Consider the following 17,212-nt stretch of genomic DNA (forward strand, 5'->3'; position numbering starts at 1 on the left):
CTCCTTTAATACATTTTATTATTATTTTATATCAATTTAGAAAACCACCATTGATTTTAATAACGGTGGTTTAATTATTATTTAACAGGTTTTACTGTTTTAATTTCTTTAATTCTAGCAGCTTTACCGCTTAATTTACGTAAGTAGAAAATACGTGCTCTTCTTACTTTACCCTTACGAATAACATTAATTTTATCAATTAATGGTGAATGTAAAGCAAATGTTTTTTCGACACCTTTACCACCAACAGTTTTACGAACAATAACATTTTGCGTAATTCCTGAACCTTTGCGAGCAATAACTACCCCTTCAAACATTTGAATACGTTCTTTTTTTTCTTCTTTAATTTTAGAAAATACTTGGATTGTATCTCCAGATTTAAAATTAGGAAGATTATGATTTAGTTGACTTTCACTAACTAATTTAATAATTGCATTTTGCATGTTTTATTTCTCCTTTCGTTTATTTTTTTTAAGTGAAGATTTATATTCTTCAATTATTATTTTATCTTTTGCAGATAATTGATATTTTTTAAATAAATCAATTCTTTTTTTATAAGTATTAATTAATGCTTGTTGATGACGATATTCTGCTATCTTTTCATGGTGACCACCAATTAGAACCTCTGGAACTTTCATACCTAATACTTCTTCTGGTCTTGTATATGTTGGATAATCCAATAATGAATTATTAAAAGAATCATTAAGATGAGATTGATGTTGAATAACATTAGGAATTAACCTAGTAATACAATCAATAATAACCATTGCTGGTAATTCACCACCAGTTAATACATAATCACCAATTGAAATCTCTTCATCAATATAAGACATAATGCGTTCATCAATACCTTCGTAATGACCACAAACTAAAATATAATTAATATTTTTTTGACTATATTTATAAGCTAATTGTTGATTTCATTGTTGACCTTGTGGACTAAGTAAAATTGTTTTAGCCTCAGGATATTTAAGTTTTACGCTATTAATAGCATTAATTACTGGCATTGCTTGTAAAACCATACCATTGCCACCACCATAAGGAGCATCATCAACTTGTTGGTGTTTATTATTAGCAAAATTTCTAATATCAATAATATCAATGCTAATTTGTTTTTTAGTAATAGCTCGTTTGATAATTGATGTTTGCATAAAATCATTAAAAGCATTGGGAAATAAAGTTATAATTGTGAATTGGTTTTTAGTCATTATTAATTAATTCTTCAATAATATTAAAATAAACTTTTTGTTCTTCTTTATTAATTTTATTAATAAATACTTTATTATTAGGAATAAAAAAGGTTTTTTTATTAGTCATTTTTATTTCTCATAAACCTTGATGATTATTATCTAAGAAAGCAATAACTTTTCCTAAAAAAGCATTATTATTAGCATCAAATGCTTCATAATTTAGAATATCTTCATAAAATCAAGGTAAGTTGTCATTAATTATTTCTTCAGTATTAATAACTAAATTTTTATTTTTCATACCTTCTACTAACTCAATAGTATTATAATTTTCAAATGTTAATAATAAAAACTGCTTATGATTTCTTACTCTTGAAATAATTAAAGGTGTTAGTTGTTTAGTTTCTTCTAAATAAACTGTTGTTTTTTCTTTTCATGAAAATTTATTACCATAATAATTACATAAAACCTTAACTTCACCAATAAGACCATGAGTATTAACAATAGTACCTAATTCTAAATATTTCATCTTAAAACTCATTAATTACTAATTTAATAGTATTATTTTCTAAATATGCTTTACTTTCAATAATTGTTGATAATGCACGAATAGTATTTCCTTTTTTACCAATCAATACTGATATTAATGATTTTGGTACCATTAATATTAAATCATAGTGATTTTTTTCTACTAATTCGCGAATCTCAACTTCACAAATTTTATCAAGTAAAATTGGTTCAATTAAATGTTCTAACAATGTTACATACATATTAATTAATCACTTGTAGCATATTTTAATATTAAGTAGCAGGTGCTTCTTCTTTTTTAATAGAATTAGTAGTAGCAGTTTTTTTATTTTTTACAGTAACTTTTTTTGTTATTTTTTTAGGTTTGCTACTTTTTCTCTCTTGTCTTAAATTATGAAATTTAGTCATAATTCCTTCTGTTGATAATAAACTACGAACAGTTTCTGTTGGTTGAGCACCATTTGATAAAAATTTTAATGCTTTTACTTCATTGATAGTTACTTGTTTTTCTTTGCTTGTTGGATTATAAGTACCTAATTTATCAATATATCTACCATTAAGTTTTGTTCTTGCATCAATCGCAACAATTCTGTAACTAGGTTGCACTGATTTACTTTTTCCTGTTGGTATTAAGCGTAATTTAACCATAAATTACCTCCTTCTATTAATTTGTGGCAAATAAACCTTTTTAATAATATCTTATTCACATAATGATGTCAAGTTAAAATACTTAACAGATAAAAAGATTTTAAAATAATAATTTCTTTATTTTTACTAAGTTACATATTTTTTCTAAATAAATAAGTTTTTTTATTAAAAACACTTACTGATATAAGTATTTAAATAATTTATTTATTAATATTTAATTATTAAAATAATTGTTAATTTTAATAACTACATTTATCTATTTATATTTTTGGCAAAATTGGTTTACTAAAAATACTGGTTGATTGAGAACTTACATCATCATCATTAATAAATGGATTTAATTTTTCTGGATAAGAAGATTCTTCACTATCGCTACTTGCATTTGAGTCAAAACCACTATCTTGTGAACAAAATGACCTTCTTTTTTTACTTAGTACTTCAATTGCTTCCTCTGCAATTTCACATTCAGGTTCATTATTAGTTTTTTCACTGAGCATTTTTTTAAATTCTTCTTCTAAAATGTCAACTTCTGCAAGAACACTAGTTATTTCAAACATATTTTTCTTTAGTTTTTCAATCAAAATAGTAGTTTTTTCTTCTTTTAGTTTTTCATTTTCTAATTCTTTCGCTTTTATCAATTCTTCATTATTAATTTTATAATTTTCTAATTCTTCTTGTTGAACTGTTATTTTTTTATTTCAATCTCAAAAACCAAAAGTAATAATTTTTAAAAAATTATTTTTTCATTTACTAATTTTTTTATTATTTAAACTTGTAATAATATTACTACATTTATTATTGACTACTAAACAATTATCAATAGTTTGTTGATTTTGATCTAAAATTTTGGCAATTTGTTCTATTTCATATTTATAATTTTCCTGATATTTTTTCTTAGTTTTTATTATTTCTTCTTTTAAAAAAATAAAAAAATTATTATATTTTTGTTCTTCTTCTATAGTTATATTAAATAATGAAAAAATATTGTTTAATTTTTCAATTAATTCATTATATATTTCTATATTTTCTCTTATTTCATGATAATAATATTGTTGCATCAAATCTATACTATTAATATTATTTGTATTTAAACTTTTTATAAACTTATTTATATTAACTAAATCATTTATCATTCTTCTTTACCTCTTATTTTTTTTATTAATAAACCCATTTACTTAAAAAAAGCAATGGGTAAAAAACTTATATTAAACTTAATAATTATATTGTACATATTATTTTTTGTTTTACAAAATTTATTTATTTTTCATAAAATTAGTTTTTTACTCTTATTAAAGTCAAAATACTACGATTTTAATAATCTATTTTATAATTAATTTATAGTAAAAAATGCTTTTAACCAATAATTATCGCTAATACTAAAGTTTTTTTTACAATTAATAATAATTTCCAAAAAGAAGAAGTTTCAAATATTATGTGTTAGAATAAGAATACAAGATTCACACTATCACATCTTGTCCCATAAGTGTTTAACTAAGTTTTTGATTATAAAATTAATATTTAAAAAATTAGAAAAAATATAAAAGTTTATAAAAAACTTGCATAACAAATTATACTTATTTAAAAATTATTAGACTCCCTTGTATAAAGAATTTGAGATAAAATATGAGCATTACTTCAATTTTAAAGTATATGTTGATGTTATATAAATATAATAATAATAACCTACTTTAAAATCATTAAATAATTTTAAAAATAACATTTTAGAATTTAAAGTTAATAATATTTTTTAACTTGTTTAAAAAATATTAAAATTGGTAATTTTTACTAAAATTTAAAAAAAGTCATTTATAATGATAGAATATTAAAGAAAATAGTTGACCTTAAAACACTTTTTAATTAAATTATTAAAACTACAAAAAAAGAAAGTTAGGTGCCAAATAATGTTAATTAATATAACAACTAATAATTGCATCATTAAAATAGAGTTTTTTATTTCAATGTTTCATTGATGCAAACTTAACTATTGAACAAAAAAAATACATCTGATTATCTAATGATTTAAAAAATTTTTAAATATTTTTTCAAGTCATTTAAAAAACTAAAGTTAATAGTCATTTTTTAACTTGTTTAAAAAAATATTAAAATTGGTAATTTTTACTAAAATTTAAAAAAAGTCATTTATAATGATAGAATATTAAAGAAAATAGTTGACCTTAAAACACTTTTTAATTAAATTATTAAAACTACAAAAAAAGAAAGTTAGGTGCCAAATAATGTTAATTAACAAAACAGCTGATGAGTGTATCATTGAAACTGGCGGTGCTTTATTCCAATGTTTCGTTGATACAAATTTAACTGTTGATCAAAAAAAAATGTGTATAAATTGAATTGTTTTATTTTTAAACTATCAAGATGCAGTTATTCTTTGTGATGAAGAAAAAATTAATAGTTTACAAAAAGAACTTTCAGAAACATTCACAACAGATTATTATAAAAATGCTTTAAAAGAATTTAATAATGCAAATCTTATATATAAAAAAACTATACTTACCAATTTTAAAAACGTATGTTTGGAAAATACTTCACAAGATATTATTAATATTATCACTCAATTCCATCAGTCATTTATTAAAACAATAGATGAACATAAAAAATCACTTACCTTTTTGAATTTAAATAAAATATATGAAAATCTTTTATTATTATTTTTTATAATTCACTACCATTTAGGCTATCAATTTAAACAAGAATTAATTCCAATCATTAGAAGTTTCACTAATATGATTAAAATTCCTATTTATATTGAACAAAATGATAGTCATGTTAAAATGTTATTAATGAAAAAAATTTTGCAAGATAATGAACAATTATTTGAAGATCTTGAATTAATTCAATTGAGAAATTTTATTCATAGTTTAGATGATATATTTGCTAATGGTCTTAATATTAGTAGTGCCATTGAAAAATTAATATTAACTAGACCACATAAAATAAAACATTCAATGAATATGTTATTTAAAAAACACGGTATTAAACTACAAGAAATACTTTGAAAAAATAACAAAGAAAGTAATCCTACCATTGGTAATATGATTATGCACTTATTTGCTTATGAAACATATTATGTGCAAAGAAATCACAACTATGAAACATATGAACAACTAGTATTAAATAATGTTTTAACAGATCCTCTTTTTCAAAAAATATTTGTTGAATATAAAACAAAAAATCAAATTAATAAGGTTATTTAAAAATAATAATTACTTTAATTTTTTACTTAGAAAATTAAAGTAATTTTTTTACACTTTTTTATACAAATTAAAAAACATAAATCAAAATATATATTATTTTTTTTATATCTAATCTTGATATTTAAAAATATAAATATTTTTAAATATCATTATAAAATTAACTTGTCACTACTATTGGTTTTTTCTCCAAAGTGACATAATTAACATTTTTTTATATTGAAAGGAACAATAATAAAATGTCAACAAATAAATATGATTTTGATATTGAAAAAGATAAAAATTGAGAACAAGCAGTGAAATGTAAAGAAAATATTTTTATTAAATGCCGAACAGAAAAAAATAGCATTATATGCAAATTATTAGAAGATAAAGATAAAACAGAAATTCAACAAAATGAAGTAAAAACATTTCAAACACTATTTAAAAAAAGAACGTCAGAAAATAATAATTTATGTAATGAAAATTTAGAAAATATACAATTTGAACAAATAACTACATGAAATAAATATTTACAAAAAGAAATTAACAGTAATACCACTAATTATTTTTTTGATAAAAAAAGAAGAAGCAATACTTTTTAATCAATATTATATTAATTTTACAATAAAAATGTACCTAAAAATTTAAAGGTACATTTTTATTATTTTCTATTTTTTATTAACTTTGTATCATTCTAATTCTAAATCTTGTGCAACATCCATAACTACTTCTGACATTGTTGGATGTGGATGACAAGAAGAGGCTAATTCAACAATAGTACCTTCCGTTTGCATAATATTAACAATTTCAGCAATTATATCAGTAGCCGTTGAACATAAAATATGAGCACCTAGGATTTCTCCATATTTTTTATCAATAATTATTTTAACAAAACCATCAGTCTCACCATCAGCCAATGCCTTACCATTAATAGTAAATGGTATTTTCTTCATCAAATATTCTTTACCTAAAGATTTACATTCAGTTTCAGTTAAACCAACACTTGCCACTTCTGGGAATGAATAAATACAACTAGGCATTTTATTATAATCTACTTCTTGCTCTTTCAATGGATGATTATCAGCATCCGTTCTACCTTCTTTAACTAAAATATTATTAAGCGCTGCTAATCCTTGTGTTGATGCAACATGAGCAAGCATTCTTTGACCATTAGCATCTCCAATTACATATATATTATCAATAACATTATTGTTAGCATCTAAAGCTTCCAATTTATTATTTACGGCAAATGCTTGATTAGGCTTAATTTGAATTCCCAAATTAGTAAAACCTTCAGTAATCGGCGTTCTTCCAGTACTTAATAAACAATAGTCACTAGTTACTGTTAATGGTTTTTTATGTTCTTTATCGGTTGCAGCATAATAAGTTAAAGTTTTATCCTTTAATTCATTAACACTATGACCAGTAATAATATTAACACCATTTTTTTCAAGAATTTTAGTTAAAGTTGTGCTAATATCTTCATCTAGTAATGCTAAAATACGATCTAAATATTCAATAATAGTAACTTTAGTACCAAGTGTACTAAATAAACAAGCAAACTCAATTCCAATAACACCACCACCAATAATAGTTAGTGTTTTTGGAACTTCTTTTAAAGAAAGAATTTCAGTCGAAGTTAATAATGTTTGGTTTGTTTTTAAATCTTTTTCACTTAAACCTTGTGGACCATTAGGATTATCAAACATTTTTACTTTTGAACCAGTAGTAATTATCATATATTTAGTAGTATATTTCTTTTCTTTACCATCTTTAGCTTTCACTAAAATCGTATTTTTATCAATAGCACTTCCAATCCCTAATAATTGTTCTACTTTATTAGCTTTCATTAAAAAGCCAACTCCACCAGTTAAACCTTTAACAACACCAGTTTTACGATCTTGCATTACTTTTCAATTAATTTCAATATTTTTTTTATCTTTAATAGCAACACCATATTTATCAGCATTTTCAATATAATGAAAAACTTTTGCGCCCTTTAGTAACGTCTTAGTAGGAATACATCCAACATTTAAACAGACTCCACCTCAGTTATCTTTTTCAACAATTGCAGTTTTTAAACCCATCTTTGCTGCTCGAGCCGCTGTTACATAACCACCAGGGCCTGCCCCGATAATTATTAAATCAAAATCATAGTTAGACATCTTTTACATTTTCTCCTTAAGCTAAAATTAATGTTGGATTTTCTAATAACTCTTTAAGTCGAGAAAGGAAATAACCAGCAGGTGCACCATCAATAACACGATGATCAATTGAAAGTGATAATGGAAAGAACTTATGTTCAACAATTTTACCATCAGCAATAATTAGTTTTTTTTGCATCATCCCTAGACCCAAAATTGCTACCTCTGGATAATTAATAACTGGTGTTCCCATTTCAATTCCTGCTGAACCAAAATTAGTAATAGTAAATGATCCACCTTGCATTTCATCACCTTTTAATAGCCCCTTACGAGCTTTATCACCTAATGAATTAACTTGTCTTGCTATTTCAAATAATGAAAGTTGATCAGCATTTTTAATAACAGGAACTACTAAACCCTTTTCAGTATCAGCTGCCATACCAATGTTATAATATTTTTTAACAAGAATTTCATTATTAGCCATGTTCAAAGTTGAATTAAGTAATTTAAATCGTTCTTCTTTTAACGCTTTAGCAACAGCCTTTACAAAGAATGGCATAAATGTTAATTTAGCACTACCATCTGGATCTTTTTCCGCTGGTTCTTTTAAAGTTGCACGTAATTGTACTAAGTTTTCAGCATCAACATTAATCATTAAACTAACATGTGGTGCTGTATAAACTGATAATGACATTTGATTAGCAACAGCCTTACGAATTCCTGATAATGGTAAATGTTCAACATTACCAAAACTTTCGATTTTAGTAACATTAATACCTTGTGAACTAATAGTTGTGGCAGAAACTGAAGATATTGAATTAATAGGTGTTGTTGATGCAGTAGTACTGGTTGTTGTACCACCATTCTTGGCATTTAATAAATCATCTTTTAAAATTCTACCACGAGGACCAGTTCCTTTAAATGTTCCCATATCAACACCTAAGTCACGAGCCATTCTACGTGCTAATGGTGTTGCTAATACTTTACCCGTTTGTTGAATAGGTTGCACATTTTGTTTTGGTAATTCAACTGGTGATACTTTAGATGTACTAGCAACTGATTCAGATTTTGGTGAAGAATTTGTTGATGAAGGACTTTTATTATCACTAATCGTTCCACCAAACTCAACAATAACAGCACCTGATTTAATACTATCTCCTTCTTTAACAAGAATCTTAGAAACTTTACCATCCGCTTCGGCTTTAATACTATCTGAAGCTTTATCTGCTTCAATATCAACAACATTATCACCTTTTTTTACATTATCTCCAACTTTAACATGAATTTGAGTTACAGTAACTTCATCGATTCCATCCATATCTTTAAACTTCAATTCCATCTTTTCACTTTCCTTTCTTTAAACAACTAACTAAACTGGATAATTCATCATTAGTTTAACTTTTTCCATAATTTTATCTGGACTAATTATAAATCATTTTTCACCTTTAGACAGTGGAACAGTAATATCATAACCTGTTAATCTTGTTGGAGGACATTCTAAATATTCAAAACACTTTTCATTAACAACGGTAATAATTTCTGAAGCAACTGAAAATGAACGAACCGCTTCTGAAACAACTAATAATCTTCCTGTTTTTTTAACAGAATTAACAACTGTTTCTTCATCTCATGGTTGTAATGTTTGTAAATCAATTAATTCAATTTTAAAATTTTCTTTTTCTTCTAAAATTTTAACAGCAGCTTCACAATCATAAACTTTTGAACCATAAGTTACAATCGTTAAATCAGGTTTTTCTTCAGACTTATATTCTTTAAGAACTTTAGCTTTACCAAGAACAGCCACTTCATAAGCATCACTAACTTCTTCTCTAACATCATATGTATAATTATTGCTAGTATAACTATTGAAATAAGTTCCTAAACATTCTAAAACAATAACAGGATCTGGACTTTCAATTGCTGCCAATAATAATTTTTTAGTATCATTAGGTTTTGAAATCATAACTACTTTTAAACCTGGAATATGACAAAATAAAGCTTCAATTGCTTCTGAATGATGCTCCAAAGCACCATTATTACCGTTATTTCAATCATATGAAGGCATACGTACTACCATTGGACAAGTGAATCTACCACGAGAACGATTTCTCATTCGTGCAGCATGACATAACAATTGTTGAAAAGCAGGGAAAGCAAATCCTGAAAATTGCATTTCAATAATTGGATTTAAACCATTAATTGCCATTCCAACGGCACTACCAGCAATAACTGCTTCAGCAATTGGTGCATCAAAACAACGATTAACGCCAAATTTTGCTTGTAAACCTTTAGTTGCTCGAAAAACACCACCAACATTACCGGCATCTTCACCATAAACAACAACATTAGGATTTTTTTTCATTGCTAATTCTAAGGCTAAAGTAATAGCTTGCACATTATTTCTTTTCATAATTATTTTTTCTCTCCTTCATTGAAGAAAGCTTTTGCTTCTGCTTTTTGTTCTATTAATTGTGGTGTTAATTTTTCATATGTATAATCAAATATTTCATCAATTGAAACATTTTCATTTTTTAATGCTCAAGTAATTGCATCATTAACCTTTTTAGTAATTTGTTTATCTAATTCTGCTTGTTTGTTGTCATCTCAAAGTTTAATTGATTTTAAATATTCTCTAATACGATCAATTGGATCTTTTTTTAATCATTCTTGTTCAATTTTATAATCTTCAGCAGAAAAATAATCTTTTTTAATATCAAAAGCAGAATGCGCATTTTGACGATAAGTAACAGCTTCAATTAATGAAGGACCATTACCTTTTTTTGCTCTTTCAATTGCTTCTTGTGTAGCATAATAAACAGCAAAAAAATCATTACCATCAACACGAATATTAGGTACGCCAAATGCTGTTCCTTTTTGTGCAAAAGTTGGACTCATTGTTGCTTTAGCAGTTGGTGTATCTAATGACCACTGATTATTTTCAACAAAGAAAACAACAGCTAATTTATGGATAGCAGCAAAATTAATTGCTTCAGAAAACTCACCTTCAGAAGTACCACCATCACCAATCGTAGTAATAACAATTCCTTTATCTTTTTTATATTTTTCAGCAAAAGCAATACCTGTTGCATGTGAATATTGAGTAGCAATTGGAATATTAACTGGTAAAATATTAACACCTTTCGGCATTTGACTTCCCATTTCATTTCCTAATCAATATTGAATTACTTTTTCAACTGGATATCCAGCAGTAATTCATGCTGCATTATTACGATAGGCTGGTACTAATCAATCAATACCTGGTCGTAAACAACTAGCATAAGCAACTTCAACACCTTCTTGACCTTTTGAAGATAAAAAGTTAATAACTTTTCCGATTACTTTTGGAATTCCATTTACTAATTTAACTTGTCCTTTTTCATCTTTTTCATAGTTTAATTCCATTTGCATTTGTTCTTGTATTCGTGAAAAACACATGTTTTCATATGCTTTTAATAAAACCTTACTATCAAATTTTTTTAAATAATCAACAAAATTAGGATTAATTACTCCTTTTTCATTTAATATTTGAAAAATTTCTTTTTGGGGATTATCAAATTTCTCAACTCACATTTAAATTTTCCTCCTAAATATTTTAGCTAATTGCAGTTACACTTTTAATTATACTAATTTTTAAAATAATGAATGAACATACCTTTTCATTATACTACTAATAATTGTTGGTTCAAGATAATTTGTACTAAAATATTAATTTATCTCCCGTTTTATTAATATCGTATTTTTTTATTTCCTATTATCATGTAAAAATGAAAAATATATTCTAACAATAAACAAAATAAAAAAATAATTCAAATAATAATATCGTTGTTTATTTATTTTTTTACAACATAAAGTCCTAATAAAATTAGGACTTTATAATAAAATTTATAATCATAAAACATTATCAAGATAATAAATATACAATAAAAATATTTTTATTTAATGTAAGATAAATATTCTTCATATCCTTCTGTAATCATTTCTGATAATGGAATAAAACGTAAAGCTGCTGAATTAATACAATAGCGTAAACCGCCTTCTTTTTGTGGACCATCCTTAAAAACATGCCCTAAATGAATATCAGTTTTTTTAGAACGTACTTCAGTACGCTGCAACATTAGATTAGTGTTATCTTCCTTTTTAAGGATAACTATTTCACTGATTGGTCTTGTAAAACTTGGTCAGCCATGACCAAAATTACATTTATCTGATGATGCAAATAATGGTTCACCTGATAAAATATCGACATAAATCCCCTTTTCCTTATTATCTCAATATTTATTTTTAAAAGGAAGTTCCGTTACTGATTTTATAATGACCTCATATTGTAAAGTAGTTAACTCATTAATAGTTTTAATTTTTCATTTTTGTTTCATATTTTTATTACCTTTTTCTAAATAAAATATTAATTTTTAGTTGAATAATTATTTTCTAACTTTCTTAACTCATCCCTAGTATCTTTAGGTAAACTTTCACCATAATCCATAAGTTTAACCATTTCCTTAAAAGCAGTTTTAGGAATAGCTAATTTTTCAATATCTTTTTCAGTAATATGTAAATTAATTTTATCAATTTGCATAGTTTTTATTTTTCTAACAAAATCAGGTTCGGCTACAAAAACAGAAGATAATCCTATCATATCCCCATATTCTAAGGCTTGGATAGGTTACACTTTATTGGACACTAATTACGTAGACAAGTGAACAAATTAGTTAAAAGAAAGGAACTATAATTATGGCCAATATTAACTCATATACCGATGAATTTAAAAAACAAATAGTAGCTTTATATCAAAGCGGTAAGTCAGTGTCTTGTCTTGCTAAAGAGTACAATGTTACAAGAGCAGCTACTTATAATTGAATTAAGCAATTTACTAATTCAGGCAGTTTTAAAACTAAAGATAATCGTTCTATTGAAGAAAATGAATTAATTAAATTAAGAAAAGAATTAAAACAGTTACGAATGGAAAATGATATTTTAAAGCAAGCATCACTAATAATAGGCAGAAAATAGAAATTATTGCTAAAAATAAAGTTAAATATAAAATTCGCACAATGTGTCGTTTTTTAAAACTTTCTAAATCAACATATTATTTTAATTTAAAGGAAAAAGAAAAAAAACAAAATAATATTTATGATGAAGCTGTTATTAGTGCTTTTAAAGAAAATAAAGAAGTTTATGGAACAAGAAGATTAAAAGTTGTTCTAAAAGAAAAGAATATTTATTTGTCACGCAGAAAAATTAAAGAAATTATGAATAAACATAATTTAATATCAAAATACACTAAATTATCATTCAAAAATCATCATAATAAAGTCAACGATAGTCAAATAACCAATATCGTTAATAGAAACTTTAATAATAGGCTTAAAAATGAAGTTATTGTTAGTGATTTAACTTATGTTCAAGTTAATGGTAAATGAAACTATATTTGCCTATTAATTGACCTATTTAACCGCGAAATTATTGGACATAGTGTAGGTACTAAAAAAGATGCATCATTAGTACATCAAGCATTTATGCACTCAAATCGTTGTTTAAAAGATATTCAAATATTTCATAGTGATCGCGGTAATGAATTTAATAATAAAATTATTGATAAACTTTTACTAGCATTCAATATTAATCGCTCTTTAAGCAAAAAAGGTTGTCCTTATGATAACGCTGTTGCTGAAGCAACTTTTAAAACTTTCAAAATTGAATTTATTAATGATAAAAATTTTACATCATTAATCCAATTAAAATTAGAATTATTTGATTACATCAACTGATATAACAACATAAGAATTCACAGCACTTTAAACTACTTAACTCCAGTTAATTATCAAAAATAAATGTCTACCAAAAAATAGTCCTAAAAAGGGTTGCCATTCCAGCTTCTAAACATTTATCAGGACTATTTATACCACCACTCACAATAATAGGAATACGTTGATTAATGTGTTGATAAACAACTTTATTCACTAATTGATTAAAATATTTCCCCTGAGATTGAACTTTATATTTATATATATTTCTTCCCCAACTGGCTAGTGCTAAATAATCAATTTTAATGTTTATTAATACTTGATCCATGAATTGTAAAAAATCTTCAATTGGATAACCTATTTCTTGACCTCTAGTTTCTTCAGCTGTAGCTCGATATCCTAAAATAAAATTTTCACTAGCGTGCTTATCAATTGTTTCTCTTACTGCTTGTAAAATTTCTAATCCCAAACGTGAACGATTTTCTAAATTTTGATTACCATAAATGTCATTTCTTTGATTACTAATTACTGAAAAAAAGCTTGAATTAAAAGTTTTTGTGCTGAAGAAATTTCGACACCATCAAAACCAGCTTCAATAGCCCTTAAGGTAGCTTTTTGATAATCTTTAATTAATTCTTTGATTTGCTTAATACTCAGTTCTTGAACTTCATGTGGAAAAGGATACATAAAAGATTGTTTAGAAGGTCCAACTACATAACCTAAACGATTTAAACTAATTATAGAAAAACGACCTGAATGTGCTAACTGTAAAATAGCTTTTGCACCTTTTGATTTCATAGCATTAGCAACTTGTTTTAATGAATCAATATGTTCGTCATTAGCAGCAGAAAAACCAAATTCAAAAATTTGTCCCTCTAAATTAATATAAGCAGCACTAGATATCGCTAAGTATGCACTATGAACTCTTTTAAGAGCATAATCAATATCTTCTTTACTAGCAAAACCATCATAACTAGAAACATTTAAGGTAATTGGTGAAAGCACAAACCGATTATCAAAAACAAAATTTTTAATTTTGATTGGTGAAAATAATTTAGAATATTTTTTATTCATGTTAACTCAAAATTAATTCTAACAATTGGTCATTATCTATTTTCTTAAAAAAATATGAAGAAATATCCAATTCTTGTAATTTTATTTTTAAATCTTGTTTAATCATTTTAGTACCTTCAAGACTTTTCTCAAAAATAGTTAAATCTTTTGTAGCAAAAAAATCACCACTAATTTTGCAACTTTTAATTTTACCATTATCAATTATTAATGAAATATTCATTGTTCCAATTTCTAAACGTGCTTCACAATTATATTGATAGCGGGGACTTAAACCATAAACCCATTCTCAATTCTTATACTTTTGATCAACTAACTTGTCAATTTCTAGTCATTGCTCATTTGATAAAACGTATCGTTCAACATCTGCTATTTTTTCTACATTCATCAATCGTTTAATAATTTCATCTTTAAACTCAAAAATAGTTAATTTTTTGAATTGTTCATTAAGGTGATTTTTTAATTTATCTACTCTTTGATTAATTGATTTAATTCCTTTTGATTCAATTTTTTTACGACTTGGTTTAAGTGCCAAGATCATAGCATCCAAATCAATATCATAAAGTAATGAATAACCACCATAAATAATATTTTCTTCTTTTAACATAGCTGCTCCAGAAACTTTTTTACCATTAATTGTCAAATCATTTTTTCCACTTTGCATGATATTTTTAATCCCCATATCTTTAAGCACTTTTATAATTGGCTTATAGAATTCTTGGTAATTAGCATAAATCGAATTAGTATTAGAATTTAATGGAATTAAAAAACAAAAATTTACTGAATTTGAATCAATAAAAATAGCTCCTCCTCCAGTATCACGACGCACAACTGGAATATTATTTTTATCCAAATATTCTTTATTAACTTCAACCTCTGGATTTTGAAAATATCCCAATTGAATATGAGGATCACAAATAAAAGGAAATATTATCGTTTTGTTTTTTACTTTTAAATTATGTAGTGCTCATACTTGAATCGCTAAAGCATAAGCTCCATCTTTGATATATTTACCATTTCTTATAGGTTCAATTAAAATCATAATATTCCTCCAATTTTATTAAGTTTGTAAATCAATTTTAATTATCTTCAAGTTCTAAAAATTCTTTTTCAACTACATCTGTTAATTTCAAAATTCAATTATCTTTAGACTTTTTTGAATTGAAAAGAGTTGGATTTTCAATTGCTCTTTGATTATATTCCAAAACCTTTCCTGTTAGTGGACTGCGCGCATGCAAAATAGCTTTTGAAGCTTCTACTGTTAATACTAAATCATTTTTATTAACTACATCATTTTCTTTATTATATTTAACATAACACGCCATACCCATATCATCTTGTAATTTGGGTGTAGGACTAATTATGTATATATTATCTTTTTTTTCTATTATTAAACAATTTGCATTTTTTTTCATTTTTTACCCCCTAAAATAAAATAAGAAATGTTCAATGAATAAATTAAGACTATAGTAACTTTTCTTAACTCTATCTAATTATTATTCATTTCATATTTATTAATAAAATTTTTTATCTCATTAATATAAGTTTGATGAGCATTTGGCAAAGTTTCAACATGACCAATATTTTCTAAAAATAAATAATTATAATTTTTATTATTACCTTTAATTTGAAAATTATGAATAACATTTGACATGAAAAATGGGACAAAATCATCTTTTTTACCATGAATTAATAAGGTAGGAACTTTAAATCCTGTTTTTAGTTTTTTTAATAAATCATATTCTAAAATATTTGTATTTGTAAATTTTTGATATCTTTTAGATATACCATTACTAATTAATCATCAAGGTTTTTTATAACGATATTGCATAACGTAACGAAATTGAACAAGTAAATTAGAGAATCCACAATCAGTAATTGCTCAATTAATTGAACTGATTGGTGCATAATTCAACAAATAATAATTAATTGTTGATGCACCCATACTATTACCAATTAAACCAATTGTTTCAACTTGATAATTAGTCTTTAATCAATTAATTAAACAATTAACATCTTGCGCACAAGTAAGACCAGTATCACTATATTGACCATAAGTTTTACCATGAGCAACACTATCAAATGTTAAAATATTATATCCTTCTTGATAAAATCAAGACACTAACCTTAAAGCTAAATATTTATTTTCAGTTCAACCATGAAAACCAATAACTCATTTCTTGCTTTTATTTTTTTGAATAACAGCTAAACAACTAATATCTTCATTATTATTATTTTTAATAACAAATTCTTGATAATTTTCTTTTTTTCAATCAATTGGATAACCATATTTATTAAGTTCTTTAATCTTACAATCATAATAATGATAATCAAAACTATTAATATCAACTAATTGATCATCATTAATTTTAACATTTCCTTCTTTTTGATAAGTAAAACAAAATTTAAAAAATTGTTTTTGATATTTTTTTGAATAAAAATAAACAAAAGGAAATAATAAAATAACTAATAAAATTTTGCTAAAAGAATAACAAAATTTTTGATAACCATTCATTAAAATTTCGTCACTAACAGAATCATTTATTACCTTCATTTCCCGGTCTCTCCTATCTAAAAAATTTGTATCAAATCCATATTTGATTAAAAAATAACTAGTTTTATTTCTTATGTACCATGTCCTTTTTTTGTTACAATCTAATTTTCCTTAAAAAATATTTTTTTTCAAGATCTATTTTTAA

18 protein-coding genes and 1 pseudogene are annotated in these 17,212 nt (G+C 24.8%); 3 read left to right on the plus strand and 16 right to left on the minus strand.

Features of this window, described 5'->3' with window-relative positions; all coding sequences use genetic code 4:
- Window positions 1-77: 77 nt before the first annotated feature.
- The 6 genes from rplS to AACK89_RS02255 form a co-directional block, all read right to left on the minus strand.
- Window positions 78-443, minus strand: coding sequence for a 50S ribosomal protein L19 (rplS, locus tag AACK89_RS02230; RefSeq protein ID WP_252319419.1), 366 nt, complete (start codon window positions 441-443; stop codon window positions 78-80).
- A 3-nt stretch (window positions 444-446) separates the two neighbouring features.
- The gene (gene trmD, locus AACK89_RS02235; RefSeq protein ID WP_338978963.1) at window positions 447-1,208 is read right to left on the minus strand and encodes a tRNA (guanosine(37)-N1)-methyltransferase TrmD; all 762 of its coding nucleotides are present in this window, start codon (window positions 1,206-1,208) and stop codon (window positions 447-449) included.
- On the minus strand, window positions 1,201-1,716 hold the full coding sequence (gene rimM / locus AACK89_RS02240; RefSeq protein ID WP_338978965.1) for a ribosome maturation factor RimM: 516 nt from the start codon (window positions 1,714-1,716) through the stop codon (window positions 1,201-1,203). Before rimM ends, trmD begins: the two co-directional genes overlap by 8 nt.
- 1 nt (window position 1,717) lies before the next feature.
- The gene (locus AACK89_RS02245; protein ID WP_338962636.1) at window positions 1,718-1,957 is read right to left on the minus strand and encodes a KH domain-containing protein; all 240 of its coding nucleotides are present in this window, start codon (window positions 1,955-1,957) and stop codon (window positions 1,718-1,720) included.
- A gap of 31 nt (window positions 1,958-1,988) precedes the next feature.
- Window positions 1,989-2,363: a 30S ribosomal protein S16 gene (rpsP, locus tag AACK89_RS02250; RefSeq protein ID WP_338978967.1), complete on the minus strand. Its 375-nt coding sequence runs from the start codon at window positions 2,361-2,363 to the stop codon at window positions 1,989-1,991.
- 260 nt (window positions 2,364-2,623) lie between these two features.
- Entirely contained in the window at window positions 2,624-3,496 is an 873-nt protein-coding gene (locus tag AACK89_RS02255; protein ID WP_338978969.1) for a hypothetical protein, read from the minus strand.
- A gap of 1,101 nt (window positions 3,497-4,597) precedes the next feature.
- Between AACK89_RS02255 and AACK89_RS02260 the strand changes: the two genes are divergently transcribed.
- Both AACK89_RS02260 and AACK89_RS02265 read left to right on the plus strand, forming a co-directional pair.
- Window positions 4,598-5,575 (plus strand): hypothetical protein, encoded by a 978-nt coding sequence (locus AACK89_RS02260; protein WP_338974992.1) that lies wholly within the window; start codon window positions 4,598-4,600, stop codon window positions 5,573-5,575.
- Window positions 5,576-5,811: 236 nt separating this feature from the next.
- Window positions 5,812-6,156, plus strand: coding sequence for a hypothetical protein (locus AACK89_RS02265; RefSeq protein WP_338978970.1), 345 nt, complete (start codon window positions 5,812-5,814; stop codon window positions 6,154-6,156).
- A gap of 66 nt (window positions 6,157-6,222) precedes the next feature.
- Here AACK89_RS02265 and lpdA read toward each other — a convergent pair whose 3' ends face one another.
- The 6 genes from lpdA to AACK89_RS02295 form a co-directional block, all read right to left on the minus strand.
- Window positions 6,223-7,719, minus strand: coding sequence for a dihydrolipoyl dehydrogenase (lpdA, locus tag AACK89_RS02270; RefSeq protein ID WP_338978972.1), 1,497 nt, complete (start codon window positions 7,717-7,719; stop codon window positions 6,223-6,225).
- Between the two features lie 16 nt (window positions 7,720-7,735).
- Window positions 7,736-9,037 carry a dihydrolipoamide acetyltransferase family protein gene (locus AACK89_RS02275; RefSeq protein WP_338978974.1) on the minus strand — a complete coding sequence of 434 codons (1,302 nt, stop codon included), beginning with the start codon at window positions 9,035-9,037 and terminating at the stop codon, window positions 7,736-7,738.
- A gap of 30 nt (window positions 9,038-9,067) precedes the next feature.
- Complete coding sequence (locus AACK89_RS02280; protein ID WP_338978975.1) at window positions 9,068-10,108, minus strand: alpha-ketoacid dehydrogenase subunit beta; 1,041 nt, start codon at window positions 10,106-10,108, stop codon at window positions 9,068-9,070.
- A gap of 2 nt (window positions 10,109-10,110) precedes the next feature.
- Window positions 10,111-11,268 (minus strand): thiamine pyrophosphate-dependent enzyme, encoded by a 1,158-nt coding sequence (locus AACK89_RS02285; protein WP_281749245.1) that lies wholly within the window; start codon window positions 11,266-11,268, stop codon window positions 10,111-10,113.
- A gap of 362 nt (window positions 11,269-11,630) precedes the next feature.
- Entirely contained in the window at window positions 11,631-12,071 is a 441-nt protein-coding gene (gene msrB, locus AACK89_RS02290; protein WP_338962616.1) for a peptide-methionine (R)-S-oxide reductase MsrB, read from the minus strand.
- 29 nt (window positions 12,072-12,100) lie between these two features.
- Window positions 12,101-12,334, minus strand: a complete 234-nt coding sequence (locus tag AACK89_RS02295) for a hypothetical protein (RefSeq protein WP_338978976.1) — start codon at window positions 12,332-12,334, stop codon at window positions 12,101-12,103.
- 95 nt (window positions 12,335-12,429) lie between these two features.
- On the opposite strand from AACK89_RS02295, the gene AACK89_RS02300 reads away from it, so the two are divergent.
- Window positions 12,430-13,529, plus strand: a protein-coding gene (locus tag AACK89_RS02300; RefSeq protein ID WP_338978978.1) for an IS3 family transposase whose coding sequence is annotated in 2 segments (ribosomal slippage) — window positions 12,430-12,673 and window positions 12,673-13,529 — 1,101 coding nt in all. Because the reading frame shifts where the segments join, the coding sequence is not laid out codon by codon here.
- 4 nt (window positions 13,530-13,533) lie between these two features.
- Here AACK89_RS02300 and AACK89_RS07660 read toward each other — a convergent pair.
- From AACK89_RS07660 to AACK89_RS02325, 4 genes and pseudogenes are all read right to left on the minus strand, one after another.
- Window positions 13,534-14,516: pseudogene (locus AACK89_RS07660) on the minus strand (NADH-dependent flavin oxidoreductase).
- A 1-nt stretch (window position 14,517) separates the two neighbouring features.
- Window positions 14,518-15,555 (minus strand): lipoate--protein ligase, encoded by a 1,038-nt coding sequence (locus AACK89_RS02315; RefSeq protein WP_338978981.1) that lies wholly within the window; start codon window positions 15,553-15,555, stop codon window positions 14,518-14,520.
- A gap of 37 nt (window positions 15,556-15,592) precedes the next feature.
- Window positions 15,593-15,928, minus strand: coding sequence for a hypothetical protein (locus AACK89_RS02320; RefSeq protein ID WP_338978982.1), 336 nt, complete (start codon window positions 15,926-15,928; stop codon window positions 15,593-15,595).
- Window positions 15,929-16,002: 74 nt separating this feature from the next.
- Window positions 16,003-17,067 carry an alpha/beta hydrolase gene (locus AACK89_RS02325; RefSeq protein WP_338975252.1) on the minus strand — a complete coding sequence of 355 codons (1,065 nt, stop codon included), beginning with the start codon at window positions 17,065-17,067 and terminating at the stop codon, window positions 16,003-16,005.
- Window positions 17,068-17,212 lie beyond the last annotated feature (145 nt).

This window comes from Spiroplasma endosymbiont of Panzeria rudis, from assembly GCF_964019705.1.
GTDB classification, from domain to species: Bacteria; Bacillota_I; Bacilli_A; order Mycoplasmatales; family VBWQ01; genus Spiroplasma_E; species Spiroplasma_E ixodetis_A.